This window comes from Pseudomonas sp. CFII68, from assembly GCF_000416195.1.
In the GTDB taxonomy this organism is placed as follows: Bacteria; Pseudomonadota; Gammaproteobacteria; order Pseudomonadales; family Pseudomonadaceae; genus Aquipseudomonas; species Aquipseudomonas kilonensis.
The window spans coordinates 1-26,482 of sequence record NZ_ATLN01000068.1; the positions used below are offsets into that span (position 1 = coordinate 1).

Sequence of the window (26,482 nt, forward strand, 5' to 3'; positions counted from 1 at the left end):
CCCAGGGCATCGTAGGAAAAACACCGGCGACTGCCGTCGGGCAGGACCTCTTCGGTCAGTTGGCCCAGGCGACTCCAGGTGAAGCGATGTTCGCCACCGTCCGGGTCATACGTCGCCAGCAGTTGCCCATGGGCGTCGTAGGCATATTCCGTGCGCCGGCCGTCCGGGTCGATGAGGACGATCACCTCGCCGCGGGCATTGCGCCGGTAGCTCCACACGGCCTTGCCGCGCGCACGGCTGTGCAGGAAACCGTTGCGGTATTCGTAGGACGTCGACGCCTCGTCCGGGGGAAGCAGCGCCACCAGCCGTCCGACGTCGTCGTAGCGGTATTCGGTCACGGCGCCCAGCGGGTCCTGCTCGGCGATCAAGCGACCTTGTTCGTCGTAGGCCTTGAGGTGCTCGCCGCCGTCGGGCTCGACCTTGCGCACCAGCCGCGCCCGCTCGTCGTGGACATACACCTCCTGGCTACCATCCAGGTGCCGGACCGTGACGCTGCCGTCTTCGCCCCAGGTGTAGCGGCTGTCCATCTGCGCAAACGAGGCCCAATGCCGTACGCAGCGGGACGCCGGCCCGACGCCTTGCCATTCCCAATAAAAGCTCGCCCCGCCGGCCAGTTGCCGCTGGAGGATGACGTGTTGGTCGTCGTAGTCGTAGCGCTCGCTTTCACCGGCGGCATTGGTCGCTTCGATCAGTCGGAAACGTCCGTCGTAGCGGTAGGAAACCAGCGTCTGTTCGGTCCGCCAGGCTTCGTCGAGGGTGATGGCGGGATGGAAGCTCTGGTAATCGACGGCGATCAGGTGGCGCTGCTCGTAACGCAGGCGCAGGGCGCGCCCGGCGCCGTTGTCCAAACGGCAGATGTCGCCATGGATGTTGCGCTGGAGGGTCAGGCGGTTGTCGTAGCGGTCGCTGAGGGCGCTCAGGTGGCCGTCGCGAAAGTGCAGGAACGCTGCGTTTTCGTCGGGCTGGGCGACGATCAGTTCGTCTGCCTCAGTGCCCAGGTAGATCGCCGCGCGGGCCAGGCTGTTGTGGATCGCCGGACGTTGGGCGCTGGGCAGTGGAAAGGTCGTACGGCGGTTTTCCTGGTCGACCCAGGTGACCTGCTCGCCGTCGAGTTCCAAGCGATGGGCCAGGGCATGGCTCCAACCACGCCCGAGGCCGACATCCAAGTCGGCGGCGCTGGTGCGGTATAAACGGGTGAAGACAAACGGCAAGCGGCCATCGAGGGTGCCGTCGTCGAGGGTCAGCAGTTCTTCGCCGGTGACCATCGACACCGGGCAGCCGCTGGTCTGGGTCTGGGACGCGGTATCGGCGGGGTCGCCGTTGGGGTTTTTCGACTGGGTGGGGGCGTCGTCGTGGGGTTCGTGTCTTTTCAGCGTGGTGTTGCGCTGTGCATCCCAGCGCAGTTGCATCCGACCTTTCTTTATCCCCGCCGCAATGCCGCGCGCCGCCACGGTTTTGTAGCGGTCCACGTAGCTCATGAAGCCGTTTACCACTGCGAAGATCGCACGGATGAAACGCTGCATGGCGTTCAGCAGGGTTGCGCCGTGCCTGGCCAACCGCATCGACAAGTAGGCAATCCCGGCCCCCGCCCCGGCAAAGGTCAAGACCACGCCGATCAGCAAGTCGATCACCAGTTGCACCGCCACGGTCGAGAGCCCTTTGGCCGTTTCGCCAGCGACTTCACTGGGCGGCAACATCTCCAGCCAGAGGCTGGCAGTGCGCACCAACAGGCACAGCGCCGCTTCGTCGCTGGCCAGCAGTTGCAGCTTGGCCATCACTTGCGGCGTGTCCTGAGCCAGTTTTTTCAACTGATCAGCGCTTTCGCCCAACCGATCAACAAACTGACCGGGATCCTTGAGGATGTCCGAGAGCAAGCTGATGCTGTCCCACACACTTTCAATCGCCGCCCAACTGCCGGCGAGCAACCCGTTCCCCACAGCTGCTGCGGAAGTCGCCAAGGACTGCTGCGCCCATCGCGGCTTGAAACCCTGCCACTCACCGCGCAACCAGTCCGTCAGATCGGTGGTCAGGCCATCGTAGGAAGAAAACAGATTCGCGATTTGCCTGGCGGACACCTCGCCCTGAACGTGAACCCGATAGGACTTGCCCGCCTCCCCCGTGAAGGTCCCCAGGCCTTGGGCATCCAAGGTCACCGGCGTGACCTCGCCGCTGGCCACATCCACCACATCCACCACGATGTCGCCCAGCGGGATGTCGTACACCGACTCGAACTTGCTTTCGATCGTCATCGGCCCGCCCTTGGGGCACTGGACGACCGTGGAGAGGAAGTCATCGTCACCGGTGCTGACAGCGGTGGTGCTGTCGCCAAAGCGGATCAGCCGCTCCATGCCCATCAATGACGGTAGGTCAGCGGCATGGCTGGCACGGTCCGCCGCTCGGCTGTACCAGCGATCGAGCTGCTCGCGGTAGACCGACAAGGTGCCTTTGAAGCTGTCGAGTTCCTGCTCGATTCGGCTCACCTGATCCATCAGGACAGGGCTCGCTCAAGGGCCGGCAGGAAAAAACGGTCGAACATGGGCAGACGTCTCGCAGCACTCAGGGAGCGCGAGACTTTGCCGGGGATGACAGGGGAATTAAGTCAGGGGAAGGAGACAGAGCGCGTAGGGCGATTCGCTAAATTCGTCCGAGCTGCACAACGAATCGCCTGTGGATAACCCTAGATATCGCGAGTTTCAAGTGATTTGAGCTTGATTTCGGCCAGCGGGTGCCCGGCTTTCGCCGCCAAGGTCCACCAACGTGCCGCTTCCACCGGGTCCGGCGCCTTGCTGGTTGTACCGGCCAGGCTGATCACGCCGACCTGGTAGGCGGCCTTGCCATCACCGGCCAGTGCCGCCAACCGCAACAGGCGAATCCCTTCTTCCCGAGCGCCCAGCCCTTGGCCGCGAAACGTGAGGATATGCCCATAGAAGCTTTGCGCACCGACGTCGCCCAGGTTCGCCATGCGCGAGAACTGACCCTCGAGCCAGGTCCAGCCACGCGGCTGGCGGACGAACCAGGACCAATGAAACAACCGACGCGCCAGCCAGTAACCGGCCCGCGCCTTGAGTCGCCAGAGCACTCAGGCCTCCGCCGATTCGGGGTACTCGTATTCAAATACCCGAACCACTTCCGAAGCGTGCCAGGAGGCGGCGGCCACGCCATCGGAAGGCCCGGAAAAGCGGCCCAGGCGTTCAACGCACTCAAAGAACCCCGTGCGCGGCAACCGACTGGCGCCCTGGCTGATCACCAATGAACTGCGTAGCGGCTGTTCCGCCCGTGCGTCCAGCGCCGCCAGGTGTTCAAGGGCCGCGGTCAAGGTCTGCATGGCCGGGCTGGGCAGTTGCAAACGCTCGAGCAAGGCGCGGTAGGTCAATAAATGGCGCTGGCGACGCGCTTGGTCCAACTCACCCAACAACCCATCCCAATGCTGCCGACTGATGCGTACGCTCACGATTCTTCCCTCCAACCCGGCACCGTCAACTCCCAGGCCAGACTGCGCCGAATCGCGGCATCGGGCTGACGCTCGCCGCTCTCGATCAAGGCCAGATAAGACGGGCTGATACCTACCGTGCGGGCCAGCGCCTCGATGGCGATGCCCTTCCCTTCGCGTAAACTGCGTAATTGATCCAGGCCAGGGAGAACCTGGCCCGGTGCCGCCGCGTGACGGACTGTCGCTTCGCGCGGCGGAGCTTGATCGATGCCTGCTGCCTTCAACAACGACTGGTACTGATCCCACGGCAAAACCGCGTATTCGGGCTCTCCGTCACGTGTGATTATTTGAATATCCATGTCTACCCCGTAGGACAACAACACTTAGCGAGTCAGCCTTTTTTCTGGGAAGTGTAATCCTAATACCGGCTAAGGTCGCGGGGCGATGAATTCTCTGGGGTAAGTGCTACCGAATCAGGTTTTTTTCTGACCTTGGAGTTGGAGTTGTTCCGGGGTATCGGGAAGCCTTTCGACCTGTGCAAGCTTCTCGGGCGATTGCCGATAACGCCAGGCGCGGAATGCCTCGAGTTCAACGTCGAGGGTTTTCATGATCCATGCCAGCACCGCGATGTCGTCGAACATGCCAAACATCGGCAAGATGTCTGGAATCGCATCCAGGGGACTGAGGAAATACATCAGCCCTGCCACCACCGACAGCATCGACTTGGCGCTGACAGCACGGTATTCGCCTCGCCAGTAGGCCAGGCACAAGGCCTGCAACAGACGCAGGTCCTCCTTGAGCTTGCCCAGCCGTCCGCCCTCCCGGGCACCTTTGCTGGCAACGGCGAACAGCAACGTCGGCAATCGACCGCGGGCCAGCAGGCGGCCTGCCAAGGGCAGAAATCGCGCAAAATTCCACGGGGCCTTCATTTTTTCTCCCACTGAAATGTTATCCACACAAATTGTGGATAACCTTGTGAACAGAGCTGCATTTCACCGCTGAAGCCCCCGTTTCATAAGGGCCCGGCTTAGATCGGGCGTTTTTTACTCACATAAAAAAACCCAATATTTCATTGACTTGACCGGCTGACTGCGTCTAGCACAGCGCCTGTATTGCCTATGACTATACCCTGCATCGTGCGTTCGGTTTTTTTGCCATTTTGCCGAAGCCCAGATGCGACAACGCCCCGCATAAGCGAGGCGTTGTCGTTATAGCAGACGCGATTACTTGGCTGCGCCTTCTTTTGCCGGATCCTTGATCGCCAGCAGTTCCAGGTCGAACACCAGGACCGAGTTGGCCGGGATGGCCGGGCTCGGGCTCTGGGCGCCGTAGGCCAGGTCGCTCGGGATGTACAGCTTGTACTTCTCGCCGACGTGCATCAGTTGCAGGCCTTCGACCCAACCCGGGATCACGCCGCTGACCGGCAGGTCGATCGGGCTGCCACGCTCAACGGAGCTGTCGAACACAGTACCGTTGGTCAGCTTGCCGGTGTAGTGAACAGTCACTACGTCGGTCGGCTTAGGCTGTGGACCGTCGGCTTTCTTGACCACTTCGTACTGCAGGCCGGAAGCGGTGGTGGTGACACCGGTTTTCTTGCCGTTTTCTTCGAGGAATTTCTTGCCGGCAGCTGCCGACTCTTCGCTCATCTTGGCCATGCGCTCTTCGGCACGCTTTTGCAGCGCGGCGAAGGCTTCGACCAGTTCTTCGTCTTTCAGCTTCTGTTCTTTCTTGCCGACGGCATCTTCGATGCCCTGGGCGACCGCTTTGGAGTCCAGGTCATCCATGCCTTCCTGAGCCAGGCTCTTGCCCATGTTCAGGCCAATACCGTAGGAAGCTTTCTGCGCCGGGGTCTTCAGCTCTACGCTGGTCTGCGAGTCGCAACCCGCGAGTACCAGGCCAACCAGGGCCACCGCCGCCGCCAACCGATGCTGTTTCATGCTATTTCCTTGTTCATGCGCCTAAAGGGCAATCGAATAAAGCCGCGAGCTTATCAGGCGGCCACGACCAATGGCTACCGGCATGTGAGCCACAAAGTAATGATAAGTTCAGGTCTGCAAACGCTTTTTAATCCCCGGCGAATGAAGCATCTGTCATCTGTTACGTACAGGGGCAAATTGCCGCTCCTCCACAGGCCAGGGTAATGGCCACTTGCCCGACGCGCAGCACTGAGGCATAAGGGCTTATCAAAAAAAACAAGGACGTTACCGTGCGCCTCCTCTCTCGCATTCTCTTGCTGCTCCTCGCGCTGCTGATCGTTGTCGTGGCCGTGGTGCTTTATTACGTCGCCAATCCTCGCTTGCCGTTCTATACGCCCATCGAACAGGTGCACTACCTGGATCAATGGAGCGCCGCCGAGCGCCAGACGTATTACTTCACGCCCCAGGGCACCCAGGTCAAAGGCTTGCGCTACGACTGGTTCACCGTCCTCGAACTGCCGTTTTCGCAACAACGCTTCGCATCGCCGGAGTACCTGGCGCGCTTCGGCTTCCTGATCGATCCGGCGCAGAAAGCCTCGTCGGCCAATCCCGGCAACTTGCCGGTAGGGTTTGCGCGGCACCAGAACCCGGGCAGCACCGACCAGTTCCTGGATATCACCTGCGCGGCGTGTCATACCGGCGAATTGCGCTTCAAGGGCCAGGCGATACGAATCGATGGTGGCTCGGCTCAACACGTGCTGCCTTCCAGTGTTCCTACATTGCGCGGTGGCAGTTTCGGGCAGGCATTGGTCGCCAGTCTGGCGTCTACCTACTACAACCCTTGGAAATTCGAGCGCTTCGCCCGCCAAGTACTGGGCAAGGACTACGACGCCCGCCACGAGGAATTGCGCAAAGCGTTCAAGGTTTCCCTGGACACGTTCCTGCGGGTGGCCTGGAACGACACCCATCGCGGCCTCTACCCCACCGAAGAAGGCCCTGGCCGCACCGACGCCTTCGGTCGCATCGCCAATGCCAGCTTCGGCGACGCCATTTCGCCGCAAAACTACCGGGTGGCCAACGCACCGGTGGATTACCCGCAGTTGTGGGAAATGTGGACATTCGACTGGGTCCAGTGGAACGGATCGGCCCAGCAACCGATGGCCCGCAACGTCGGTGAGGCACTGGGAGTCGGGGCCACGCTGAATTTCTTCGACGCCCAAGGCAAACCGCTGCAAGGCGATGCGCGCTACCCCTCCAGCGTGCGTGTGCGCGACTTGAACAAGATCGAAGAGACCCTACAACTGCTCAAGCCGCCCGTGTGGCCGGAAGCGCTGCTGGGCTCGATCGACAAACCGCTGGCGGCCAAGGGCCGGGCCCTGTTTACCGAAAACTGCGCCGGCTGCCATGTGCCCAAAGTGGTTCAGGGGCCTGACAGGCCGGTCCAACAACTGCACATGCTCCCCGTACAAGTGATCGGCACCGACCCGGGCACCGCCAATAACATCGCCGACCACCGCTACGACCTGACCAGCCTGCAATGGGATCCGGCCGAGCTGGCGAAGCTGGACGTGCAACTGCACCCGACCCCGACGGAGCCGCTGGACTTGAGCCAACTCTCGGTCGCCAAAGGCCTGGCCTATGTCACGGCATTCGTCGAAAACCGCGCTTACCGCGACGCCGGCGTCACCCCCGCCGAGCGCCCGGCCCTGGACGGTTTCGGCTTGCCCATCGGCGTACGTGAATTGCGCGCCTACAAGGCCCGGCCGCTGGCGGGCGTCTGGGCCACGCCACCGTTCCTGCACAACGGCTCGGTGCCGACGATCTATCAACTGCTGTCCCCCCAGGACGAGCGCGCGACCACGTTCTATAAAGGCAACTTCGAATACGACCCGCGCCACCTGGGCTATCGCACCGAAGCCTTCACCAACGCATTTCTCTTCGATACCCGGATCACTGGCAACCACAACAGTGGCCATGAATTCCGCGCAGGCGAGCGCGGCAACGGCGTCATTGGGCGTCTTCTGCAACCGCAGGAACGCTGGGCGTTGCTGGAGTATTTAAAGGTGCTGGGCGGGCCACTGGAGTCGCAACTGTAATGATGAACCCCACCGGTAAAAGGAAGTTTCAATGTTGATCACGCTCTGGCTGCGCCTCGGTGCCTTTTTGGGCAAGACGCTCCTGTGGCTGCTGGGCATCGGGCTGCTCGGCTGGGCACTGTCCACGGCCTGGTTTGCCTGGCAACACAAGGGACCGGTCCCGGACCAGGAACAGGTTGCGCCCGGCGAAGCGGCCATGACCCAGGACATCATCCAGACCGCTATTCGCATCGTCGAGCAGCACCGCGAAAGCACGCGCTACCTGCGCGATGCCCATGCCAAAGCGCACGGGTGCGTCATGGCCGAAGTCCAGGTGCCGAGCGACCTGCCGGCAGCGTTGCGCCAAGGGGTATTTGCCGAACCGGGGAAGGTCTGGCAGGCGACGATTCGCCTGTCCAACGGCAACGCCTATCCGCAATTCGATAGCCTGCGCGATGCACGAGGGATGGCGATCAAGCTGATGAACGTACCGGGCAAGCAACTGCTCGCTGACCGGCAATCACAGGGTGAGCAGGATTTCGTGATGTTCAATCATCCGAACTTCTTCGTCAGTGATGTCGCCGAGTACCGTCAGAATGTGGCCGCTCAGGCTGACGGGAAGAAGGCGATGGCTTTCTTTCCAAGCCTGGACCCGCGCAGCTGGCAGATTCGGCATTTATTCATCGCCCTGGCGACCCTCTCGCCGGCTCCGGCCAGCCCGACCCAGACCACTTACTTCTCGGTATCGCCTTACAAGTTCGGTGAGGCCAACGCCAAGTTTCGCGTCGCACCGGACCCGGACAGTTGCCCAAGCTACACCTTGCCTCCGCAGAACCAGGACCTGCCGAATTTCTTGCGTAGCGCATTGAACCAGCAGTTGTCCACAGACCGGGTGCCGGCGTGTTTTGTCTTGCAGATCCAGCGTCAGGATCCGAGCAAGTACATGCCGATCGAAGACACCAGTATTGAATGGCAGGAAAGTGATGCACCGTTCGAGACTGTGGCACGCATTAAGGTGCCGGCTCAGGATTTTGATACGCCCAAGCTGAATCTGGCTTGTGATAATCAGTCGTTCAATCCTTGGTTTGGGATTGAGGCGCACCGGCCTATTGGTGGGATCAATCGCTTGCGTAAGGCGGTGTATGAGGCGGTCAGCGATTATCGTCATCGGCGGAATGCTGAGCTGTAGAGGTTGGATTGGGGTGTATATCCGTTTTTTTGGTAACGGCTGCTGACGGTTCCGCTCTTACAGCGGCTCACTTTTGGAAGAGCGCCAAAAGTAAGCAAAAGCGCTTTGCCCCACCACTCGGCACCTCGCTTAGGCTCGGTGTGCCCTCACTCCGGCATTGCTCCGTGGGCCCGCCGCGAAGGGCCATCCATGGCCCAGCGCGGCTATCCCGGCATCCATGCCGGGTTGCCCACTGCGCAATGCCTGCGTTCGGCCAGCGTGGTTTAACGGGGCGTCGAGATCAAAGTCCAAAGCAACAGCAACAGCAACAGCAACAGCAACAGCAACAGCAACAGCAACAGCAACAGCAACAGCGGGACAAATGCCGGCATCTATGTGGCTGAACCACCGCTATCGCGAGCAGGCTCGCTCCCACATTGGATCTTCAGTGAACACATATTTTGTGACCATGGAGATCAAATGTGGGAGCGAGCCTGCTCGCGATGACTCACTTCAAAACACCTCAAAACTCACTTCTTGGCAGCGATCATCGCCAAAAACGCAGGCATCGCCGCCTCTCTGTCCGCGGCAATCCGCTGCACATGCGGATTCTGCTCCAAGCGCTCCATCAGCGCCTTGGCCGCCGGCATGTCTGCCAGCAGGTCGATATCGAACAACTTCCTGCCCACCTGGCAGGCCGGCGAGACGCTGTAGAAGAAATACAGATCGGCAATGGTCAGACTATCGCCCGCCACGTAGGGCGCGAATTTGCCGTGCCTACCGAGCGAGGCGAACCCCTGCCGCAATTCGTCTTTGCTCTTTTCCTTGATGGCATCGGGCACCGTCATGCCGAAAAATGCCTCGGCAAAGCAAGCCCGCGCCGGCAACTCGATGTACAACTCGATCTCCCTGCACAAGGCCAATACCTGGGCGCGCTCGAACGGGTCACTGGGCAGCAGGGCCTTGCCTGGCTGGGTTTGCTCGATGTACTCGAGGATCACGCTGGTTTCGTTGATAAACCCCTGCTCGGCTTTCAACACCGGCACCTTCCCGCGCGGGCTGATGGCCCACGCTTCGGCGGTCTGGTTGGGGTAGAACGGCACTTCTTCGAAGGGCAGGCCCTTCTCCAACAGCGCCAGCTTGACCATGTTGTAATAGTTACTGACAGAGAAACCATAAAGCTCGAGCATTACAAAGCCTCCAGGCCGTGCGGGGTTGGCAGCATTGCGTTATAGACCGTCGGGGTATTTCTTGCCAGGCGCATCACGCCGCTGAATGCAGGTAAACTGGCGACCTTTCTCCCAGGAGCCTGCCATGAGCGAGCCAACCGACGTCGACAACGACGAAGAAGAATTCGTCGAGAACACGCTGATCCAGGCCATCGAAAACCAGATCGAAAGTGACAATCCGCCTGCAGCCAAGGCCACTTTCAACAAGTTGACCTTGGTCGGTTATGAGCGCGAAGAAATCCTCAACCTGATGGCCCATGTGCTGGCGGTGGAGATCGATGCGATCCTGGAAGAGGATCGCCCGTTCAATACCGAGTGGTACGAAGCCGCCTTGCGCGCGCTGCCTGAGTTGCCGCCAGAGAAGAAGTGAACGGTGCTTGCTCCCGCTCGGCTGCGCCCTGTAGGAGCTGCCGAAGGCTGCGATCTTTTGATCTTGATCTTTCGCTCTCGACTCAATTGTCTGGGACAAGATCGCAGCCTCGTTGCACTCGTCAGCTCCTACACAGCTCCTACGCTGCTTCTGCGGGGCCACAAAAAATGCTTTCAGGCAAAAAAGCATGACACTGAGACTGGACAGGCCGGCCGAGTGCGCTCACCTTAGTGACGCTGTCGACCAAATTCCTAGAAAGTCTGGAGTCCTTATGTCGCTTACCCCTGAGCTGGTTGCCGAACTGGAAATCCTCGCACTCTTCAACCTGGACAGTTCCCAGGAAGGCCTGAAAATTCATCAGACCGCTGCCCCTAAAGCGATTGCCGCTGCCCAACGCCTGTTCGAAAAAGATCTGATCACCCAGCCCGACGGTGGTTACCTGACAAGCCTGGGCCGAGATGCCGCCCAAAACGTACAAACCGTCCTGACGATACTCAGCGTGCAAGAAGCCGCCTGATCCCCCCTGTCGCCCACGGAAATCTCCTTTACGGGATTTCCGCAGGCGCACGGGTGCCTTGCGTAAAAAACCGGCATCCGAATTCTGTTTTCAGCTTAAGAATTCCCAAGATCGGGCGCTAACCTGCCATCACCCCCACGTTCGACGCCGCGAGCCGGTTTGAGCTGACATGACCCGCAATCACGAAATACGCCCCGATCTGGACGAGGGAATCGACCGCAAGGTCTTGAGCCAGTTGCGCGCACGTTTTCTCAAGCTCAACACCGTGCGGATGGAGCGCGCCCTCGAAGGCCTGTCGCCGCGCCAGCAAGGCGTGCTGACGTTGCTGCCGCTGTTCTTCCACGTCAACCATCCGCTGCTGCCCGGCTACGTTTCCGGCAGCACGCCTGCCGGGCTGTCGAACTACGAGCCTGACGCCAATATCCTTGCCGAAGCCCAGCGGCTGACCCGTTCGTTTTCCTACAAGCCCCGGCACGGCAGCAACCCGCCACGGCCGATCCTTGGCCTGTTCCTGATGGGCAGCCTCGGCACCCTGGCCCAAGCCGACCAGAGCGACATGGACGTGTGGGTGTGCCACGGGCCGGACCTGAGCGACGATGAACTGGCCGAGCTGCGCAAGAAATGCCAGTTGCTGGAGATCTGGGCCGCGACCCAGGGCGCCGAAGCCCACTTTTTCCTGATCGACCCGGCGCGTTTCGTAAGGGGTGACCGTGACAACCAGCTCAGTTCCGACGATTGCGGCACGACCCAGCATTACCTGTTGCTGGACGAGTTCTACCGCACCGCGATCTGGCTGGCCGGGCGCACGCCGATCTGGTGGCTGGTGCCGGTCTATGAAGAAGAGAACTATGAGCAGTACACCCATACGCTGATGTCCAAGCGTTTCATTCGCGCCGATGAAACCCTGGACCTGGGGCACCTGGCCTACATTCCGCCAGGCGAATTCGTCGGTGCCGGGCTCTGGCAGCTGTTCAAAGGTATCGAGTCGCCCTACAAGTCCGTGCTCAAGCTGCTGCTGACCGAGGTCTATGCCAGCGAACACCCGAATGTCCGCTGCCTGAGCCTACGCTTCAAACAGGCCGTGTTTGCCAATCGCCTGGACCTCGAAGAGCTGGACCCGTACATGCTGGTCTACCGCCGCATCGAGGAATACCTCAATGCCCGCGGCGAATCCGAACGCCTGGAGTTGATCCGCCGCGCGCTGTACCTGAAGGTCAATCGCAAGCTCACCGGCCAGACGCGCAGCAGCGGCTGGCAACGGGTACTGCTCGAGCGACTGGCTCGGGAATGGGGCTGGGACCAGCGTCAACTGGCGCTGCTGGACAGCCGCAGCCAATGGAAAGTCCGCCAGGTCAGCCACGAGCGACGGGCCCTGGTCAATGAGCTCACCCACAGCTACCGCTTCCTGACCCAGTTCGCCCGCACCGAGAAAACCGTCAGCCTGATCAACAAGCGCGATCTCAACGTGCTTGGCCGGCGGTTGTATGCGGCCTTCGAGCGCAAGGCCGACAAGGTCGAGTTCATCAACCCTGGCATCGCGCCGGACTTGGCCGAAGACACCCTGACGCTGGTCCAGTCGCCCAACAAGAAAGAACCGGGGCAGAACCAGTGGGCGCTGTACAACGGCAGCCTCAACGCCCTGGAGTGGGAGAATTTCGCGCCGATCAAGCGCTGCCGCGAGCTGCTGGAACTGCTGACCTGGTGCCATCGCAACGGCGTGATCGACAGCAGCACGCGCCTGGCGCTGCACCCAGGCGACAGCGACCTGAGCGAGTTCGAACTGTTCAATCTGCTGGGCAGCCTGCAACAGTCCATCGCCCTGCCCTTGACCACCGTGGATGAAGCACAGTTGCTGCGCGCCAGCGTGCCCAGCGAAGTGCTGATTCTGGTGAACGTCGGCGTCGACCCGCTCAAGCACCACCGCGACCTGAATATCCTGATGACCACCGAGCGCACCGACTCCCTGAGTTATGCCGGGGTCCGGGAGAACCTGGTGCTGACCCTCGACCAGGTCACGCTCAACAGTTGGAACGAGGTGCTGGTCAACCGTTTTGACGGCGAACACGCCCTGCTCGACTGCCTGCGCGATTACCTCAACGACCTGCCCGTCACCCAGCACCAGCCACGCTTGCAGGTGCGCTGTTTCTGCCACAACCGCGCCCAATTCATTGCGCGGCGCGTCGAAGAAGTCATCGACACGGCGCAGACCCTGCTGCTGAGCAGGCTCAATCACCGCTATCTGCTTCAGGTCCAGCAGCACTATCACGTGCTGGAGCTGGTGCCCGGCCAGGTCAATCACGTGGCGCTGGGCAGCCTGTCGGCGCTGATGGATTACCTGGGCGAGGAACTGACGGCCTACAGCCCCTTGCACCTGGACCCGATGGCCCTGGAAGACCACGACCTGGCGCTGATCCTGCCCATGGGCCAGCCCGAGTGCATCCAGGTGTTCTACCGGACCAACGAAGACGAAGCCGATCTGTATGTGCTCGATGAGTTCAACGCACTGTGGCAGCAACACGTGCCGTATCACGACGAACAAAGCCTGCTGGTGCCGCTGCAGCGCTTTTTGCAATCGGTGCTGTACCGTCGCGATGCCCTGCTGCCGCTGGATGTCGCCCAGCCGCTGACCCTGGAAACCCTGTACTACCAGTTATTGCCCTCAGGCAGCGGCCGGGCGCGACGGATCGAAGCGCGGCAAGCCCCGCAGATGCTGGTCAACAAGCCGTTCTATGACGTGCAGGCGATCATCGGCAAAGCGGCGCACGGGCAGGTACACGTCACCCTGTATTGCGATCAGCAGGAGTTTTCCGAACTGGAACATGGCGACCAACTGTTCCGCGTGGTCGCCAGGGAGATCGTCGAACAGCGCCGCGAAGCCCAGCGCTATCGCTGCTACATCACCGACCTGGATCTCTCGGGCCTGGTGGGCGACGGCGCCTGTTCAAGCAATTTGTACCTGCGCTACAAGGCCGACCTGGAACGCGCCCTGAACGAGGCACTGAACCAGGTCTGAGACGGGTTCAGAACGCGCAGTCGCCGCCATTGACCGGCTGCGACTCGACCTCCAGCAACGTCAGCTTCAGCGTCTTGCCACCCGGGGCCGGCCAGTCGATGTGCTGGCCGACCTTCAGGCCCAGCAACGCACTGCCCACTGGCGCCAGGATCGAGATCCGGCCTTCGTCGGCATTGGCGTCCTGTGGATAAACCAGCGTCAGGTGATAGTCCTTGCCGCTGCTTTCTTCGCGGCAGTGCACGCGCGAGTTCATGGTCACGACATCGGCAGGCACTTCTTCGTGGCCCACCACGTTCTCGGCGCGATCCAGTTCGGTTTGCAGCGCAATCACGCCCGGCAGCGTTTCATCAAGGCTGTCGATCAGGCGTTCCAGACGCTGTACGTCCAGACGGGTAAGGGTAATGGAAGGTGCGGTCATGATCCTGGCAGACTCCTTTCTTCTGCACAAAAAAAGCAAAACCCCGCCACAAAAAGGCGGGGTTTTCACGGGCCTCGATAAGTGGAGGCGTAGCTGGACACTACCACAGCTCAATAAATAAACAACTCGGGACAAATCTACCCATTGTCATGGGGAGCAGAATTACTGTGGCGAGGGGATTGTGGGAGCAAGGCTTGCCCGCGATGAATACAGCGAGGTCTCTCTGGAACCGAGGCGCTTGTATCGCGAGCAAGCTTTACTCCCACAGGGTTGCTAGGCAAGCCTTGCTCCCACACAGTGGGCGATCACACCAGAGATTTGCGTTTAGCCGCCTCGGCGCAGATGACCCGCCGACGTTCGTCGTCGGCCGAGCGCCATTCGCGGATATCTTCCACGTGGCGCAAGCAACCGAGGCAGACCTTCTGCTCATCCAGCTTGCACACGCCGGTACACGGCGACGGCACGGCCGGGCTGACGTTGCTGTAGAGCGGCTTGGGAGGCCGTATCGGAGCTGTCTGGCTCACGCCGTCACAGGCCTTCGAAATCGAGTTCCGCGCCAGCCTGCTGCTTGACGATGCGCTCGAGCATCTCGCCCAACTGCTCTTCGCTCTTGTCGCACATCCAGCGTTCGCTTTCTTCGTCGTAGTCGAAATGAAAGCCACCGGAGACCGCCGCCAGCCACAATTGCCGCAACGGTTCCTGGCGACTGAAAATCAACTGGCTGCCGTTTTCGAACTTGACGGTGAGAACACCGGCGGAGATTTCCAGGTCAATGTCCAGGCCACTGTCATCGAACACATCCTCCAGCGTTTGCTGGGTCGCATCGACCAGGTCGTGGAAACGGGCTTCAGTCAAACTCATTGCGGCAACCTCGAAAATGTCTGCTCATGCTCAAGCGCCGCAAGATACGGACGCTTCCCGGCGATTGCAAAGGATATACCCACTGACGACCACCAGCGCCGCCGGACGGGCGCCCCGTTGCATAGGCAAGCTGACGGGTGGCCGGTATACTCCGGCGCAATTAAAGCATTTTCAAGGATTTCGCCATGAAGCGCCTGATCTCTTCCCTTGCTGCGCTCGTCGCGGTTGCCTGCCTCGTGACAGCCTGTGGTCAAAAAGGTCCGCTGTACCTGCCTGATGACAGCAAGTCTCCCGAAGAACAAGCAGAACAGGCCAAGTCGTCGCAATCCAAGTCGCACTCGCACGATACTCACACCACTTACTAAGGGAACGCCATGGACGCTTTTAACTACCGTGGCGGGGAGCTGTTCGCGGAAGGGGTTGCCCTGTCCGCGATCGCCGAACGTTTCGGCACGCCGACCTATGTCTACTCCCGCGCTCACATCGAAGCCCAGTACCGCACGTTCGCCGATGCCCTCGAGGGCATGCCGCACCTGGTGTGTTTCGCTGTAAAAGCCAACTCCAACCTGGGTGTGCTCAATGTCCTGGCGCGCCTGGGCGCCGGTTTCGACATCGTCTCCGGTGGCGAGCTCGAACGTGTGCTGGCCGCTGGCGGCAGCGCCGACAAGATCGTGTTCTCCGGCGTCGGCAAGACCCGTGAAGACATGCGTCGCGCCCTGGAAGTTGGCGTGCACTGCTTCAACATCGAGTCCACCGACGAGCTGGAGCGCCTGCAAATCGTCGCCGCCGAGCTGGGCGTCCGCGCGCCGGTCTCCCTGCGCGTGAACCCGGACGTCGACGCTGGCACCCACCCGTACATTTCCACCGGTCTCAAGGAAAACAAGTTCGGCATCGCCATTGCCGACGCCGAAGACGTGTACGTGCGCGCCGCCCAACTGCCGAACCTGGAAGTGCTGGGCGTCGATTGCCACATCGGCTCGCAACTGACCACCCTGGAGCCTTTCATCGATGCCCTCGACCGCCTGCTGGCGCTGGTCGACCGCCTCGGCGACTGCGGCATCTACCTGCGTCATATCGATTTGGGCGGCGGTGTCGGCGTGCGCTACCGCGACGAAGAGCCGCCGCTGGTGGCCGACTACATCAAGGCCGTGCGTGAGCGCCTCGACGGGCGTGACCTGGCGCTGATGTTCGAACCGGGCCGCTACATCGTCGCCAACGCCGGCGTGCTGCTGACCCAGGTCGAGTACCTCAAGCACACCGAGCACAAGGATTTCGCCATCGTCGACGCGGCGATGAACGACCTGATCCGCCCGGCGCTGTACCAGGCCTGGATGGACGTCACCGCCGTGCGCCCTCGCGACACCGCTGCGCGCAGCTACGACATCGTCGGCCCGATCTGCGAAACCGGAGACTTCCTGGCCAAGGGTCGGGAGCTGGCGCTGGAAGAAGGCGATCTGCTGGCCGTGCATTCGGCCGGTGCCTACGGGTTTGTCATGAGTTCCAACTACAACACCCGCGGCCGCTGCGCCGAGGTGCTGGTGGACGGTGATCAGGCATTTGAAGTGCGTCGCCGCGAGACGGTAGCCGAGTTGTTTGCCGGCGAAAGCCTGCTGCCGGAGTAAGACCATGCTGCTGCGTTTTACCAAGATGCACGGCCTGGGCAATGACTTCATGGTCCTCGACCTGGTCAGCCAGCACGCGCACATCCTGCCCAAGCACGCCAAGCAATGGGGGGACCGGCACACCGGTATCGGTTTCGACCAATTGTTGATCGTCGAGGCACCCAATAACCCGGACGTGGATTTCCGCTATCGGATCTTCAACGCCGACGGTTCGGAAGTGGAGCAATGCGGCAACGGCGCGCGCTGCTTCGCCCGTTTCGTGCTGGACAAGCGCCTGACCGCCAAGCGGCAGATCCGCGTCGAGACCAAGAGCGGCATCATCGAACTGGATGTGCGCAGCGACGGCCAGATCGGCGTCAACATGGGCGCTCCGCGCCTGGTACCGGCGGACATTCCCTTCCAGGCATCTGCCCAGGCCTTGAGCTATCAGGTGGATGTCGACGACACCACGGTGGAACTGGCAGCGGTCTCCATGGGCAACCCCCATGCCGTGCTGCGCGTGACAGATATCAACAGTGCCCCGGTGCATGAGCTGGGGCCGAAAATCGAGCATCATCCGCGCTTCCCCGCGCGAGTGAACGTCGGTTTCCTGCAAGTCATCGACCGCCACCGCGCACAATTGCGCGTCTGGGAACGCGGCGCCGGGGAAACCCAGGCCTGCGGTACCGGCGCCTGTGCGGCCGCAGTCGCTGCGATCAGCCAGGGGTGGATGGATTCGCCGTTGTTGATCGACCTGCCCGGCGGGCGCCTGTCCATCGAATGGGCAGGCCCTGGCCAACCGGTGATGATGACCGGCCCGGCAGTGCGCGTATACGAAGGACAAATTCGTCTTTGAGTGAGCCAAACCCATGACCGACCAGCCACAGGTTCCAGCCCCACAGCCCGACGAATCCCCCAGCCTTCCAGAAACCGCAGCTGTGGCGGCTTACCTGGAGGCTCATCCGGACTTCTTCGTCGAGCATGAAGAACTGCTTGCGACGATGCGCATCCCCCACCGGCGCGGCGATACCGTGTCGCTGGTTGAGCACCAGATGAAAATCCTGCGCGAGCGCAACATCGAAATGCGTCATCGTCTTTCGCACCTGATGGACGTGGCCCGGGACAACGACCGACTCTTCGACAAGACCCGTCGGCTGATCCTGGCGCTGATGGACGCCAACACCCTCGAAGACCTGGTCATGAGCGTCGAAGACAGCCTGCGCCAGGATTTCCAGGTGCCCTTTGTCAGCCTGATCCTGTTCGGTGACAACGCCATGCCGGTGGGCCGCTGGGTGACCCACGCCGAAGCGCAGACGGCCATTGGCGGCCTGCTCACGGAAGACAAAAGCGTCAGCGGCAGCCTGCGCGAACATGAGCTGGACTTCCTGTTTGGCGAAGAACAACGCAAGCAGATCGGCTCCACCGCCGTCGTCGCCATCGCCCACCAGGGCGTGCATGGCGTGCTGGCCATCGCCAGCCGCGATCCGCAGCACTACAAGAGTTCGGTGGGCACGCTGTTTTTGAGCTACATCGCCGAAGTCACTGGTCGGGTGCTGCCAAGGGTCGCCGGTTCGCTGCGCTCGGTACGCGGATGATGGAACGACAACTGGACGCCTACTGCGAACACCTGCGCAGTGAGCGCCAGGTGTCGCCCCACACGTTGTCGGCCTATCGCCGCGACCTGGAAAAAGTGCTGGGCTGGTGCCAGAAGCAGAACATCGGCAGCTGGTCGGCCCTGGACATCCAACGCTTGCGCAGCCTGATCGCCCGCCTGCATCAACAGGGGCAATCCTCCCGCAGCCTGGCGCGCCTGCTGTCGGCGGTACGCGGCCTGTATCACTACCTCAATCGCGAAGGCCTGTGCGATCACGACCCGGCCACCGGCCTGGCGCCGCCCAAGGGCGAACGCCGATTGCCGAAGACTCTCGACACCGATCGCGCCCTGCAATTGCTTGAAGGTGCCGTCGAGGATGACTTCCTGGCACGGCGCGACCAGGCGATTCTCGAGCTGTTCTATTCTTCCGGCCTGCGGCTTTCAGAGCTGACGGGGCTTAACCTGGATCAACTGGACCTGGCCGATGGCATGGTCCAGGTGCTCGGCAAGGGCAGCAAGACACGCCTGTTGCCCGTTGGCCGCAAGGCCCGTGAAGCCCTGGAGCAATGGCTGGCGCTGCGGGCGCTGACCAACCCTGCCGACGACGCGGTCTTCGTCAGCCAACAGGGGCGACGTCTCGGCCCGCGGGCGATTCAGTTGCGGGTCAAAGCTGCCGGCGAACGGGAGCTGGGACAGAACCTGCACCCGCACATGCTCCGGCACTCCTTCGCCAGCCATCTGCTGGAGTCCTCCCAGGACCTGCGCGCCGTTCAAGAGCTGCTGGGGCACTCGGACATCAAGACCACACAGATCTACACCCACCTGGATTTCCAGCACCTGGCAACGGTCTATGACAGTGCCCACCCCAGGGCCAAACGCATCAAGGGCGACGAATCATGACCATCAAGCTGATCACTTTCGACCTGGACGACACCCTGTGGGACACCGCCCCGGTGATCGCCAGCGCCGAAGCCATACTCCGCCAATGGCTCACCGACAACGCACCAAACCTGGGCGGCGTGCCGGTGGAGCATCTTTTTTCGATTCGCGAGCAAGTGCTGCGCGAAGAGCCCGGCCTGAAGCATCGCATCAGTGCGTTGCGTCGGCGGGTGCTGTTCCGTGCCTTGCAGGAAGCCGGCTACGATCAGTGGCAAGCGTCTGAGCTGGCGGACCAAGCCTTCGAGACGTTCCTGCACGCCCGCCATCAACTCGAAGTCTTTCCCGAGGTGCAGCCCACCCTGGAGATCCTGGCCAACCATTTCGCCCTCGGTGTGGTCACCAATGGCAACGCCGACGTGCGGCGCCTGGGGTTGGCGGACTATTTCAAGTTCGCCTTGTGCGCCGAAGACATCGGCATCGCCAAGCCTGACGCCCGGCTGTTCCACGAAGCCCTGCAACGCGGCGGCGCCACGGCGCAAACCGCCGTGCACATTGGCGATCACCCGGGCGACGACATCGCCGGCGCCCAACAGGCCGGCCTGCGCGCCGTATGGTTCAACCCGGCAGGCAAACCCTGGAATGCCGACCACGCGCCGGATGCAGAAATCCGCAGCCTCACCGAACTGCCGGGGTTATTGGCAGGGTGGCATCGCCAGCACTGAACCCCCGCCCTGCAGCCCTACAACCTCTGTGGGAGCGGGCTTGCCCGCGAAGGCGGCGGCACCCCAACATCAATGCCACAGACCCACCGCTATCGCGAGCAAGCTCGCTCCCACAGGTCCGAGACTTTATCTGGCTCATGAAAAAGCCCGCAGCGACGGCGGGCTTTTTCAGCAAGCAATGAAGCCGATACTCAGATAGGGCGGCTGCCGTACTTGTTGTCAGGCTTCTTGGGCGGATCAGCGACCACGTTGGCCTCCACTTCCTGCACCTTACCGCCCCTGGCCAGGAATTCCTCCATGGCCTTGGCCAGCGCATCACGCTCCTTGTTCTTGGCCTCTACACTCGGCAACTCGTCAACCGACACGGCTGCCTTGGCCTTGCCTTTGGCGGTAGGTGCCGGAACATCGGCCCCATCGTCGTCGGCAACGTCTTCCGCTGCCGCTTCAAGGCCTTCTTCGGTCTCGTCTTCGTCGCCTACTTCGAGGTCGTCGTTTTCCAGATCATCGTCGCTCATGTTCTACCTCATGACTTGCGAAAAGCAGATTAGTTATAGCCCAGCTTCGCCATCTGTTCGAAGGCTGCCAGAAAAAATTCAATATCCGCCGGCAATCAGCGGTTATGCCCCTTCACCGTACAAGGTGGCGAGGACTTTACGAGCACCACCGTGATCGCGGTGCTCGCCCAGATAAACACCTTGCCAGGTACCCAATGCCAGCCGTCCTGCCGTGACCGGCAGGCTGACCTGGCAACCGAGCACACTGGCCTTGAAGTGCGCCGGGAGGTCGTCCAAGCCTTCGTCGTTGTGCTCATAGTCGGCGGTTCCTTGTGGGATCAGCCGATTGAAAAATCGTTCGAAGTCTCGACGTACCGCCGGATCGGCGTTCTCGTTGATGCTCAACGAAGCCGAGGTATGCTGCAGCCACAGATGCAACAGACCGACACGACACGCCTGGAGTTCAGGCAGGCCGGCAAGCAACTCGTCCGTCACCAGATGAAAGCCCCGGGGCCTTGCCCGCAGGGTTATCAGCGTCTGTTGCCACATACAGATCTCCGCACGTTCGGCGCGCATTCTAGCGCGCTCAGGGAAAAAACAAAGGGCCTAATATTCTTGCTTCGGTGTAAGCCTTTGACGGTATAAAAACCCATGTCGCATCCACAACAAAAGGCGTCGGAAAAACCACTGCACCTTGTGAGCAATGACAAATTCCAGGCAAAAAAATGCCCGGCGAACCGGGCATTTTTTATTGCGCGTGCTTACAGGTTGTAACCACGCTCGTTGTGCTGGGCCAGGTCCAGGCCCACGGCTTCTTCTTCCTCGGTGACACGCAGACCCATGACGGCGTCCAGAACCTTGAGGATGATGAAGGTGACGATCGCGGTGTAGACCACCGTGAACGCCACGCCTTTGAACTGAATCCACACTTGCGCGCCGATATCGGTCACGGTGCCGAAGCCACCCAGTGCCGGTGCTGCGAACACACCGGTCAGGATCGCGCCGAGGATACCGCCGATGCCGTGTACGCCGAAGGCGTCCAGGGAGTCGTCATAACCGAGTTTGCGCTTGAGGGTGGTGGCGCAGAAGAAGCACACCACGCCCGCCGCCAGGCCGATGACCAGGGCGCCCATCGGGCCCACGGTGCCGGCAGCCGGGGTGATTGCAACCAGGCCGGCGACCACACCCGAGGCAATGCCCAGTGCGCTTGGCTTGCCGTGGGTGATCCACTCGGCAAACATCCAGCCCAGCGCCGCCGCGGCGGTCGCGATCTGGGTCACCAGCATCGCCATGCCAGCGGTGCCGTTGGCGGCGACAGCGGAACCGGCGTTGAAGCCGAACCAGCCGACCCACAGCATGGCCGCGCCCATCAGGGTGTAACCCAGGTTATGCGGCGCCATTGGCGTGGTCGGGAAGCCTTTGCGCTTGCCCAATACCAGGCACGCCACCAGGCCTGCAATACCGGCGTTGATGTGCACCACGGTGCCGCCGGCGAAGTCCAGCACGCCCCAGTCCCACAGCAGGCCACCGTTGCCGGACCAGACCATGTGGGCAATCGGTGCATACACCAGGGTGAACCACACGCCCATGAAGATCAGCATGGCGGAGAACTTCATCCGCTCGGCAAATGCACCGACGATCAGGGCCGGGGTGATGATGGCGAAGGTCATCTGGAAGGTGATGAACACCGCTTCAGGAAACAGCGCCGCCGGGCCGGTCAGGCTGGCTGGCGTGACGCCCGCCAGGAAGGCCTTGCCCAAGCCGCCGACGAAGGAGTTGAAGTTGACGACGCCCTGCTCCATGCCGGTGGTGTCGAACGCGATGCTGTAGCCATAGATGACCCACAGGACGCTGATCAGACCGGTAATGGCAAAGCACTGCATCATCACGGAAAGAAGGTTTTTCGACCGAACCATGCCGCCGTAGAACAGCGCCAGGCCAGGAATGGTCATGAACAGTACAAGAATCGTTGCCGTGAGCATCCAGGCGGTGTCGCCGGAGTTCAGGACTGGGGCTGCCGCTTCTTCTGCCATGGCCAGGCCAGGCATTGCGAAGGACAACAGGGCTCCTAGCCCTGCGAATTTACGCAGAGTCATATTGTTTTCTCCTGGGGCGTTGGGTTTGGCGGCTTAGATGGCGTCGGTATCGGTTTCGCCGGTACGGATGCGAATAGCCTGTTCCAGATTGACCACAAAGATCTTCCCGTCACCGATCTTGCCGGTGTTGGCAGCCTTGGTGATTGCCTCGATCACCCGGTCAAGATCCTTGTCGTCAATGGCGACATCGATCTTCACCTTGGGCAGGAAATCGACCACGTATTCCGCGCCGCGATACAGCTCGGTGTGACCCTTCTGCCGACCGAAGCCTTTGACCTCAGTAACGGTAATGCCCTGCACGCCGATCTCGGACAACGACTCGCGCACGTCGTCCAACTTGAACGGCTTGATGATGGCAGTGACTAGCTTCATGAAACTTTCTCCCGAATTGGTGGACTTGCCCCAGGAAAACAAACCCGACTCAAGTCTAAGCGCAGTGCCTGGCTTTGTAACGCGTCGTCGGCCCAAGTTGCCCGACAGGTGCCAGTTAACCGATCCTGGCGAAACTCCCCGTTCCGCCTGCTGCACTGCGTTCGTCACAGCGACTGCATCAGTGCATGGGTCATCAGCCTCTAAGCAGAAACCTTGCCATCTGCACCCAAACCCTCTGATTTCAGTCTCTTGGCCACCTGCTCGACGTGCACTGCGCCATGAACCGCAGCGATACGCACAACAACAGTGCAGCGACGCCCGGCCTCATGCGCGAAAAGCGTGCATCCCTTGCTTGCGAATTGACTATAGACACTGCGTGATACACTGCCCGCCATTGTTTCCAGGACACCTGCACATGCTTGCGCCCAAAGACCTTCTCGACGCCCTGAGCGGCCACGCCTCCCGTATCTTGAGCGGTGACACACCGCTGCCCAAAAGCGAAATCGAAAGCCAGTTCAAAGCCCTGCTGCAAAGCGGCTTCAGCAAGCTGGACCTGGTAAGCCGGGAAGAATTCGACAGCCAGATGGTTGTGCTGGCCCGGACCCGGGCGCGGCTTGAAAGCCTGGAGGCCAAGGTTGCCGAGCTGGAAGCGCGACTGGCTCCGGCCCAGCAATAAGCAACCCCTGCGGGCCACTCAACCACTCGCAGCGTGTTGAGACGGGGCCAGTGCCAGCGGCAGCTCCAGAATAAACACCGCGCCCCTGCCCGGCCCGGCGCTCTGCACGGTCAGATCGCCGCCCATCTCGTGCGCAGCCAGGATGCAGCTGTGCAGGCCAAAACCGTGACCGTCGACACGCGTGGTGAAGCCGTGCTCGAACACCCGCGCAAGATTGTCCTGCGAAATCCCCTCGCCATTGTCCTCGATCTCGACCCGCACGCGCTCATCGTCAACGGCCTTCAGGCGCAGGATGATCTGCGGCGGCCGGTTCGTACCCGCGTCCAGCGCCTGCTTGGCGTTGTTGATCAGATTGACCAGGATCTGCAGCACTCGGTGCTTGTCCAGCGGCATTTGCGGGATATCACTGAATTCCTTGATCAGCGTGATGTGGTGGCGGGCCAGGGACACATCACAAATGCGCACGACATCCTCGACCAGCTCTCGCAACGAGCCCGGCTCCAGCACGCTGGCGTTGCCGGCGTAGGATTGCTGGGTGGCGACGATTTCCTTGATGTGGTCGATTCGGCGGGTCAACTGCGCCAACTCGGCGATCATGCCCTGCTGCTCGACGGCCAGCGCGTCGGCCAGCTTGTCGAGATAGTCGGGTAGCGCGCGCCCTTTCGGATCGCTACTGATGAAGACACCAAGGTCATCGGGATGCTCCTTCATCAACTGGGCGACCTTGGCCACCCCTGGCCCCTTGGACGTATGCACCTTCTCGTAGAGGACCTGGGCCGACACATTGACGCTATTGAGCACATTGCCCACGTTGTGCAGCACATTGGTGGCGATCTCCGCCATGCCGGCGCGGCGCGCCGTGGTGACCAGTTCGGCCTGTGCCTCGCGCAACTCGTCGTTGACCTTGGCCAATTGCTGCGGGCTGGGGATCTTCAGGGCTGCCGGCACCAGCCGGACCAGCAGGATGGCGGTAATCACCGAGGCAATCGCGGTGATCACCTTGACCAGCGCCATCAGCCAGTAATAGGGCTGCCAGATGGTCAGGATCTCCATCACATGGCTAGTCCCGCAGGCCAGGATAAACACGCCAAAGGCCGCGAGCATCCAGTCGAACGGCACGTCCTTGCGCTTGTGGATAAAGTACAGGAGGGTGAAGGGGATGGTGACGTAGGACAGGGCGATCAAGCCATCGGCGATCACATTGGTCCACAGCAGATCCGGACGCCACATGTAGCAATGCCCGTGGGGCATGAAGCGCTTGTCGGTTAACAGCGCCAGCAGATCGTTCATGGCCACTTCCTCGTTGTGCCGTTGATACCGCCAAGTGCCGACTGGGCAAATCGCAGTCTAGCAGAGAGCCCTTCCCGGGCATTTTGCGTGGCCAGGTGAGGCGGTGATATCCGCTACCGCATCCCGCTTGCCGCCCCTTGGCTGTCACTTGCCCTCGAAACATCCTGCCAAATTTTCCCCCATCAATTTCCGCGCCCAAGTTCGTCCCCACGACTAACCTTCCAGAGCCGCAGGACGCGGCGCCCTATTCACTCAAGGAATGATTCATGTCGCTTGCCATCGTCCACAGCCGCGCCCAAGTAGGTGTCGAGGCTCCTGCCGTTACCGTTGAAGTCCACCTGGCCAATGGCTTGCCATCACTGACGATGGTTGGCCTGCCGGAGGCGGCGGTGAAGGAAAGCAAGGACCGGGTGCGCAGCGCGATCATCAATTCGGGGCTGAACTTCCCGGCACGGCGCATCACCTTGAACCTGGCGCCGGCAGACCTGCCAAAGGACGGCGGACGCTTCGACCTGGCCATTGCCCTGGGGATCCTGTCGGCCAGCGTGCAGGTGCCAACGCTGACGCTGGACGACGTGGAATGCCTTGGTGAGCTGGCCTTGTCCGGCGCGGTACGACCGGTGCGCGGGGTATTGCCCGCGGCGCTGGCGGCGCGCAAGGCCGGGCGCATGCTGGTGGTGCCGCGGGCCAATGCCGAGGAGGCCTGCCTGGCCTCGGGGCTGAAGGTGATCGCCGTGGACCATCTGCTCGAAGCGGTGGCGCATTTCAACGGCCACACGCCGGTAGAGCCGTTCGTTTCCAATGGACTGCTCTCGGCCAGCAAGCCCTACCCCGACCTGAATGAAGTACAAGGCCAGGCCGGGGCCAAGCGGGCCTTGCTGATTGCCGCCGCGGGGGCTCACAACCTGTTGTTCAGTGGGCCACCGGGCACCGGCAAGACCCTGCTGGCGAGCCGTTTGCCAGGGCTGTTGCCACCGTTGGCCGAAAGCGAAGCCCTGGAGGTCGCGGCCATCCAGTCGGTGGCCAGTTGCATACCGTTGAGCCACTGGCCGCAACGCCCGTTTCGCCAGCCACACCACTCGGCGTCCGGCCCGGCGCTGGTGGGTGGCGGGTCAAAACCGCAGCCAGGGGAAATCACCCTCGCCCACCATGGCGTGCTGTTTCTGGATGAACTACCGGAATTCGACCGCAGGGTACTGGAGGTCTTGAGAGAGCCTCTGGAGTCTGGGCACATCGTGGTGTCTCGCGCCCGTGACCGAGTACGCTTCCCGGCGCGTTTCCAGTTGGTGGCGGCAATGAATCCTTGCCCCTGTGGATATCTTGGCGAGCCCAGCGGACGCTGCTGCTGTACACCGGACATGGTGCAGCGCTACCGCAACAAACTCTCCGGACCGCTGCTGGACCGCATCGACCTGCACCTGACCGTCGCCCGGGAAGCCACGGCGTTGAACCCCACGCGCGAAACCGGGGACGATACCGCCACGGTCGCCGAGCAGGTGGCCGAGGCCCGGGAGCGTCAGCACAAGCGCCAGGGCTGCGCCAACGCCTTCCTTGATCTGCCGGGGTTGCGCCGGCATTGCAAGTTATCCACAACCGATGAGACCTGGCTGGAAACCGCCTGCGAACGGCTGACCCTGTCGCTGCGCGCCGCCCACCGCTTGCTCAAGGTCGCCCGGACGCTGGCGGACCTGGAGCAAGCGGGGTGTATCCGCCGCGAGCATCTGGCCGAGGCATTGCAGTATCGGCCGACTAACCCCTGAA

28 protein-coding genes are annotated in these 26,482 nt (G+C 61.6%); 13 read left to right on the plus strand and 15 right to left on the minus strand.

From position 1 onward, the window contains the following. The 6 genes from CFII68_RS16965 to CFII68_RS16940 form a co-directional block, all read right to left on the minus strand. On the minus strand, window positions 1–2,489 hold a 2,489-nt coding region (locus tag CFII68_RS16965), incomplete at its 3' end, for a DUF6531 domain-containing protein (RefSeq protein ID WP_018605387.1). A 188-nt stretch (window positions 2,490–2,677) separates the two neighbouring features. Further along, window positions 2,678–3,079: a sel1 repeat family protein gene (locus CFII68_RS16960; protein ID WP_014339701.1), complete on the minus strand. Its 402-nt coding sequence runs from the start codon at window positions 3,077–3,079 to the stop codon at window positions 2,678–2,680. Next, window positions 3,080–3,451, minus strand: coding sequence for a hypothetical protein (locus CFII68_RS16955; RefSeq protein WP_003179080.1), 372 nt, complete (start codon window positions 3,449–3,451; stop codon window positions 3,080–3,082). Next, window positions 3,448–3,789, minus strand: a complete 342-nt coding sequence (locus CFII68_RS16950; protein WP_003204574.1) for a helix-turn-helix domain-containing protein — start codon at window positions 3,787–3,789, stop codon at window positions 3,448–3,450. Before CFII68_RS16950 ends, CFII68_RS16955 begins: the two co-directional genes overlap by 4 nt. A 114-nt stretch (window positions 3,790–3,903) precedes the next feature. After that, window positions 3,904–4,359 carry a YkvA family protein gene (locus tag CFII68_RS16945; protein ID WP_018605394.1) on the minus strand — a complete coding sequence of 152 codons (456 nt, stop codon included), beginning with the start codon at window positions 4,357–4,359 and terminating at the stop codon, window positions 3,904–3,906. Window positions 4,360–4,653: 294 nt separating this feature from the next. Next, window positions 4,654–5,367: an FKBP-type peptidyl-prolyl cis-trans isomerase gene (locus CFII68_RS16940; protein WP_018605396.1), complete on the minus strand. Its 714-nt coding sequence runs from the start codon at window positions 5,365–5,367 to the stop codon at window positions 4,654–4,656. Between the two features lie 269 nt (window positions 5,368–5,636). Here CFII68_RS16940 and CFII68_RS16935 point away from each other — a divergent pair, with 269 nt between their 5' ends. Both CFII68_RS16935 and CFII68_RS16930 read left to right on the plus strand, forming a co-directional pair. After that, the gene (locus tag CFII68_RS16935) at window positions 5,637–7,442 is read left to right on the plus strand and encodes a di-heme-cytochrome C peroxidase (RefSeq protein ID WP_018605399.1); all 1,806 of its coding nucleotides are present in this window, start codon (window positions 5,637–5,639) and stop codon (window positions 7,440–7,442) included. A 31-nt stretch (window positions 7,443–7,473) separates the two neighbouring features. Further along, window positions 7,474–8,610: a catalase family protein gene (locus CFII68_RS16930; protein ID WP_018605401.1), complete on the plus strand. Its 1,137-nt coding sequence runs from the start codon at window positions 7,474–7,476 to the stop codon at window positions 8,608–8,610. 509 nt (window positions 8,611–9,119) lie between these two features. Here CFII68_RS16930 and CFII68_RS16925 read toward each other — a convergent pair. Then, entirely contained in the window at window positions 9,120–9,779 is a 660-nt protein-coding gene (locus CFII68_RS16925; RefSeq protein WP_018605405.1) for a glutathione S-transferase family protein, read from the minus strand. A gap of 124 nt (window positions 9,780–9,903) precedes the next feature. Between CFII68_RS16925 and CFII68_RS16920 the strand changes: the two genes are divergently transcribed. From CFII68_RS16920 to CFII68_RS16910, 3 genes are all read left to right on the plus strand, one after another. Then, window positions 9,904–10,188 carry a hypothetical protein gene (locus tag CFII68_RS16920; protein ID WP_018605408.1) on the plus strand — a complete coding sequence of 95 codons (285 nt, stop codon included), beginning with the start codon at window positions 9,904–9,906 and terminating at the stop codon, window positions 10,186–10,188. Window positions 10,189–10,459: 271 nt separating this feature from the next. Further along, on the plus strand, window positions 10,460–10,705 hold the full coding sequence (locus tag CFII68_RS16915) for a TIGR02647 family protein (protein ID WP_018605410.1): 246 nt from the start codon (window positions 10,460–10,462) through the stop codon (window positions 10,703–10,705). Window positions 10,706–10,874: 169 nt separating this feature from the next. Continuing rightward, window positions 10,875–13,718 carry a class I adenylate cyclase gene (locus CFII68_RS16910; RefSeq protein WP_018605412.1) on the plus strand — a complete coding sequence of 948 codons (2,844 nt, stop codon included), beginning with the start codon at window positions 10,875–10,877 and terminating at the stop codon, window positions 13,716–13,718. A 7-nt stretch (window positions 13,719–13,725) separates the two neighbouring features. Here CFII68_RS16910 and rnk read toward each other — a convergent pair whose 3' ends face one another. The 3 genes from rnk to cyaY all read right to left on the minus strand — a co-directional run bounded on the left by rnk (window position 13,726) and on the right by cyaY (window position 14,997). Next, window positions 13,726–14,136, minus strand: coding sequence for a nucleoside diphosphate kinase regulator (rnk, locus tag CFII68_RS16905; protein WP_014340819.1), 411 nt, complete (start codon window positions 14,134–14,136; stop codon window positions 13,726–13,728). A gap of 305 nt (window positions 14,137–14,441) precedes the next feature. Continuing rightward, window positions 14,442–14,660 carry a DUF1289 domain-containing protein gene (locus tag CFII68_RS16900; RefSeq protein ID WP_018605415.1) on the minus strand — a complete coding sequence of 73 codons (219 nt, stop codon included), beginning with the start codon at window positions 14,658–14,660 and terminating at the stop codon, window positions 14,442–14,444. A 4-nt stretch (window positions 14,661–14,664) separates the two neighbouring features. Next, a complete protein-coding gene (gene cyaY, locus CFII68_RS16895) occupies window positions 14,665–14,997 on the minus strand; it encodes an iron donor protein CyaY (RefSeq protein ID WP_018605417.1) in 333 nt (110 codons plus the stop codon). Window positions 14,998–15,182: 185 nt separating this feature from the next. On the opposite strand from cyaY, the gene CFII68_RS16890 reads away from it, so the two are divergent. The 6 genes from CFII68_RS16890 to CFII68_RS16865 are packed head-to-tail and all read left to right on the plus strand — an operon-like array spanning window position 15,183 to window position 19,793. After that, window positions 15,183–15,362: a lipoprotein gene (locus tag CFII68_RS16890; protein ID WP_018605419.1), complete on the plus strand. Its 180-nt coding sequence runs from the start codon at window positions 15,183–15,185 to the stop codon at window positions 15,360–15,362. Window positions 15,363–15,371: 9 nt separating this feature from the next. Continuing rightward, window positions 15,372–16,619, plus strand: a complete 1,248-nt coding sequence (gene lysA, locus CFII68_RS16885) for a diaminopimelate decarboxylase (RefSeq protein WP_018605421.1) — start codon at window positions 15,372–15,374, stop codon at window positions 16,617–16,619. A 4-nt stretch (window positions 16,620–16,623) separates the two neighbouring features. Continuing rightward, window positions 16,624–17,454, plus strand: coding sequence for a diaminopimelate epimerase (gene dapF, locus CFII68_RS16880; protein WP_018605424.1), 831 nt, complete (start codon window positions 16,624–16,626; stop codon window positions 17,452–17,454). Between the two features lie 13 nt (window positions 17,455–17,467). Beyond that, entirely contained in the window at window positions 17,468–18,193 is a 726-nt protein-coding gene (locus CFII68_RS16875) for a DUF484 family protein (protein ID WP_018605426.1), read from the plus strand. Further along, window positions 18,193–19,092 carry a tyrosine recombinase XerC gene (gene xerC, locus CFII68_RS16870; protein ID WP_018605428.1) on the plus strand — a complete coding sequence of 300 codons (900 nt, stop codon included), beginning with the start codon at window positions 18,193–18,195 and terminating at the stop codon, window positions 19,090–19,092. Before CFII68_RS16875 ends, xerC begins: the two co-directional genes overlap by 1 nt. Continuing rightward, window positions 19,089–19,793 carry an HAD family hydrolase gene (locus CFII68_RS16865; RefSeq protein WP_018605430.1) on the plus strand — a complete coding sequence of 235 codons (705 nt, stop codon included), beginning with the start codon at window positions 19,089–19,091 and terminating at the stop codon, window positions 19,791–19,793. The genes xerC and CFII68_RS16865 overlap by 4 nt, the downstream gene beginning before the upstream one ends. Before the next feature lie 191 nt (window positions 19,794–19,984). Here the strand turns inward: CFII68_RS16865 and sutA are convergent, their stop codons facing one another. From sutA to glnK, 4 genes are all read right to left on the minus strand, one after another. Then, window positions 19,985–20,308: a transcriptional regulator SutA gene (sutA, locus tag CFII68_RS16860; protein WP_014340827.1), complete on the minus strand. Its 324-nt coding sequence runs from the start codon at window positions 20,306–20,308 to the stop codon at window positions 19,985–19,987. Between the two features lie 102 nt (window positions 20,309–20,410). Further along, entirely contained in the window at window positions 20,411–20,836 is a 426-nt protein-coding gene (locus CFII68_RS16855; protein ID WP_018605435.1) for a secondary thiamine-phosphate synthase enzyme YjbQ, read from the minus strand. 212 nt (window positions 20,837–21,048) lie between these two features. Then, window positions 21,049–22,383: an ammonium transporter gene (locus tag CFII68_RS16850; RefSeq protein WP_018605437.1), complete on the minus strand. Its 1,335-nt coding sequence runs from the start codon at window positions 22,381–22,383 to the stop codon at window positions 21,049–21,051. A gap of 33 nt (window positions 22,384–22,416) precedes the next feature. Beyond that, complete coding sequence (glnK, locus tag CFII68_RS16845; RefSeq protein WP_002555808.1) at window positions 22,417–22,755, minus strand: P-II family nitrogen regulator; 339 nt, start codon at window positions 22,753–22,755, stop codon at window positions 22,417–22,419. A 415-nt stretch (window positions 22,756–23,170) separates the two neighbouring features. Between glnK and CFII68_RS16840 the strand changes: the two genes are divergently transcribed. Continuing rightward, window positions 23,171–23,431: an accessory factor UbiK family protein gene (locus CFII68_RS16840; RefSeq protein ID WP_018605561.1), complete on the plus strand. Its 261-nt coding sequence runs from the start codon at window positions 23,171–23,173 to the stop codon at window positions 23,429–23,431. Window positions 23,432–23,449: 18 nt separating this feature from the next. On the opposite strand, the gene CFII68_RS16835 is transcribed toward CFII68_RS16840, so the two are convergent. After that, complete coding sequence (locus tag CFII68_RS16835; RefSeq protein WP_018605563.1) at window positions 23,450–24,721, minus strand: sensor histidine kinase; 1,272 nt, start codon at window positions 24,719–24,721, stop codon at window positions 23,450–23,452. Window positions 24,722–24,987: 266 nt separating this feature from the next. On the opposite strand from CFII68_RS16835, the gene CFII68_RS16830 reads away from it, so the two are divergent. Beyond that, complete coding sequence (locus CFII68_RS16830; protein ID WP_018605564.1) at window positions 24,988–26,481, plus strand: YifB family Mg chelatase-like AAA ATPase; 1,494 nt, start codon at window positions 24,988–24,990, stop codon at window positions 26,479–26,481. Window position 26,482: the final 1 nt, after the last annotated feature.

Bases quoted from the DNA above. Each gene is read 5' to 3' on its own strand.
- rnk (WP_014340819.1), bottom strand. From the start codon at position 14,136: ATGACCGCACCTTCCATTACCCTTACCCGTCTGGACGTACAGCGTCTG.
- CFII68_RS16925 (WP_018605405.1), bottom strand. From the start codon at position 9,779: ATGCTCGAGCTTTATGGTTTCTCTGTCAGTAACTATTACAACATGGTC.
- CFII68_RS16940 (WP_018605396.1), bottom strand. From the start codon at position 5,367: ATGAAACAGCATCGGTTGGCGGCGGCGGTGGCCCTGGTTGGCCTGGTA.
- CFII68_RS16950 (WP_003204574.1), bottom strand. From the start codon at position 3,789: ATGGATATTCAAATAATCACACGTGACGGAGAGCCCGAATACGCGGTT.
- CFII68_RS16855 (WP_018605435.1), bottom strand. From the start codon at position 20,836: ATGTGGCAACAGACGCTGATAACCCTGCGGGCAAGGCCCCGGGGCTTT.
- glnK (WP_002555808.1), bottom strand. From the start codon at position 22,755: ATGAAGCTAGTCACTGCCATCATCAAGCCGTTCAAGTTGGACGACGTG.
- CFII68_RS16830 (WP_018605564.1), top strand. From the start codon at position 24,988: ATGTCGCTTGCCATCGTCCACAGCCGCGCCCAAGTAGGTGTCGAGGCT.
- CFII68_RS16945 (WP_018605394.1), bottom strand. From the start codon at position 4,359: ATGAAGGCCCCGTGGAATTTTGCGCGATTTCTGCCCTTGGCAGGCCGC.
- sutA (WP_014340827.1), bottom strand. From the start codon at position 20,308: ATGAGCGACGATGATCTGGAAAACGACGACCTCGAAGTAGGCGACGAA.
- CFII68_RS16840 (WP_018605561.1), top strand. From the start codon at position 23,171: ATGCTTGCGCCCAAAGACCTTCTCGACGCCCTGAGCGGCCACGCCTCC.
- CFII68_RS16920 (WP_018605408.1), top strand. From the start codon at position 9,904: ATGAGCGAGCCAACCGACGTCGACAACGACGAAGAAGAATTCGTCGAG.
- CFII68_RS16865 (WP_018605430.1), top strand. From the start codon at position 19,089: ATGACCATCAAGCTGATCACTTTCGACCTGGACGACACCCTGTGGGAC.
- CFII68_RS16835 (WP_018605563.1), bottom strand. From the start codon at position 24,721: ATGAACGATCTGCTGGCGCTGTTAACCGACAAGCGCTTCATGCCCCAC.
- dapF (WP_018605424.1), top strand. From the start codon at position 16,624: ATGCTGCTGCGTTTTACCAAGATGCACGGCCTGGGCAATGACTTCATG.
- lysA (WP_018605421.1), top strand. From the start codon at position 15,372: ATGGACGCTTTTAACTACCGTGGCGGGGAGCTGTTCGCGGAAGGGGTT.
- xerC (WP_018605428.1), top strand. From the start codon at position 18,193: ATGGAACGACAACTGGACGCCTACTGCGAACACCTGCGCAGTGAGCGC.
- cyaY (WP_018605417.1), bottom strand. From the start codon at position 14,997: ATGAGTTTGACTGAAGCCCGTTTCCACGACCTGGTCGATGCGACCCAG.
- CFII68_RS16875 (WP_018605426.1), top strand. From the start codon at position 17,468: ATGACCGACCAGCCACAGGTTCCAGCCCCACAGCCCGACGAATCCCCC.
- CFII68_RS16890 (WP_018605419.1), top strand. From the start codon at position 15,183: ATGAAGCGCCTGATCTCTTCCCTTGCTGCGCTCGTCGCGGTTGCCTGC.
- CFII68_RS16930 (WP_018605401.1), top strand. From the start codon at position 7,474: ATGTTGATCACGCTCTGGCTGCGCCTCGGTGCCTTTTTGGGCAAGACG.
- CFII68_RS16915 (WP_018605410.1), top strand. From the start codon at position 10,460: ATGTCGCTTACCCCTGAGCTGGTTGCCGAACTGGAAATCCTCGCACTC.
- CFII68_RS16850 (WP_018605437.1), bottom strand. From the start codon at position 22,383: ATGACTCTGCGTAAATTCGCAGGGCTAGGAGCCCTGTTGTCCTTCGCA.
- CFII68_RS16910 (WP_018605412.1), top strand. From the start codon at position 10,875: ATGACCCGCAATCACGAAATACGCCCCGATCTGGACGAGGGAATCGAC.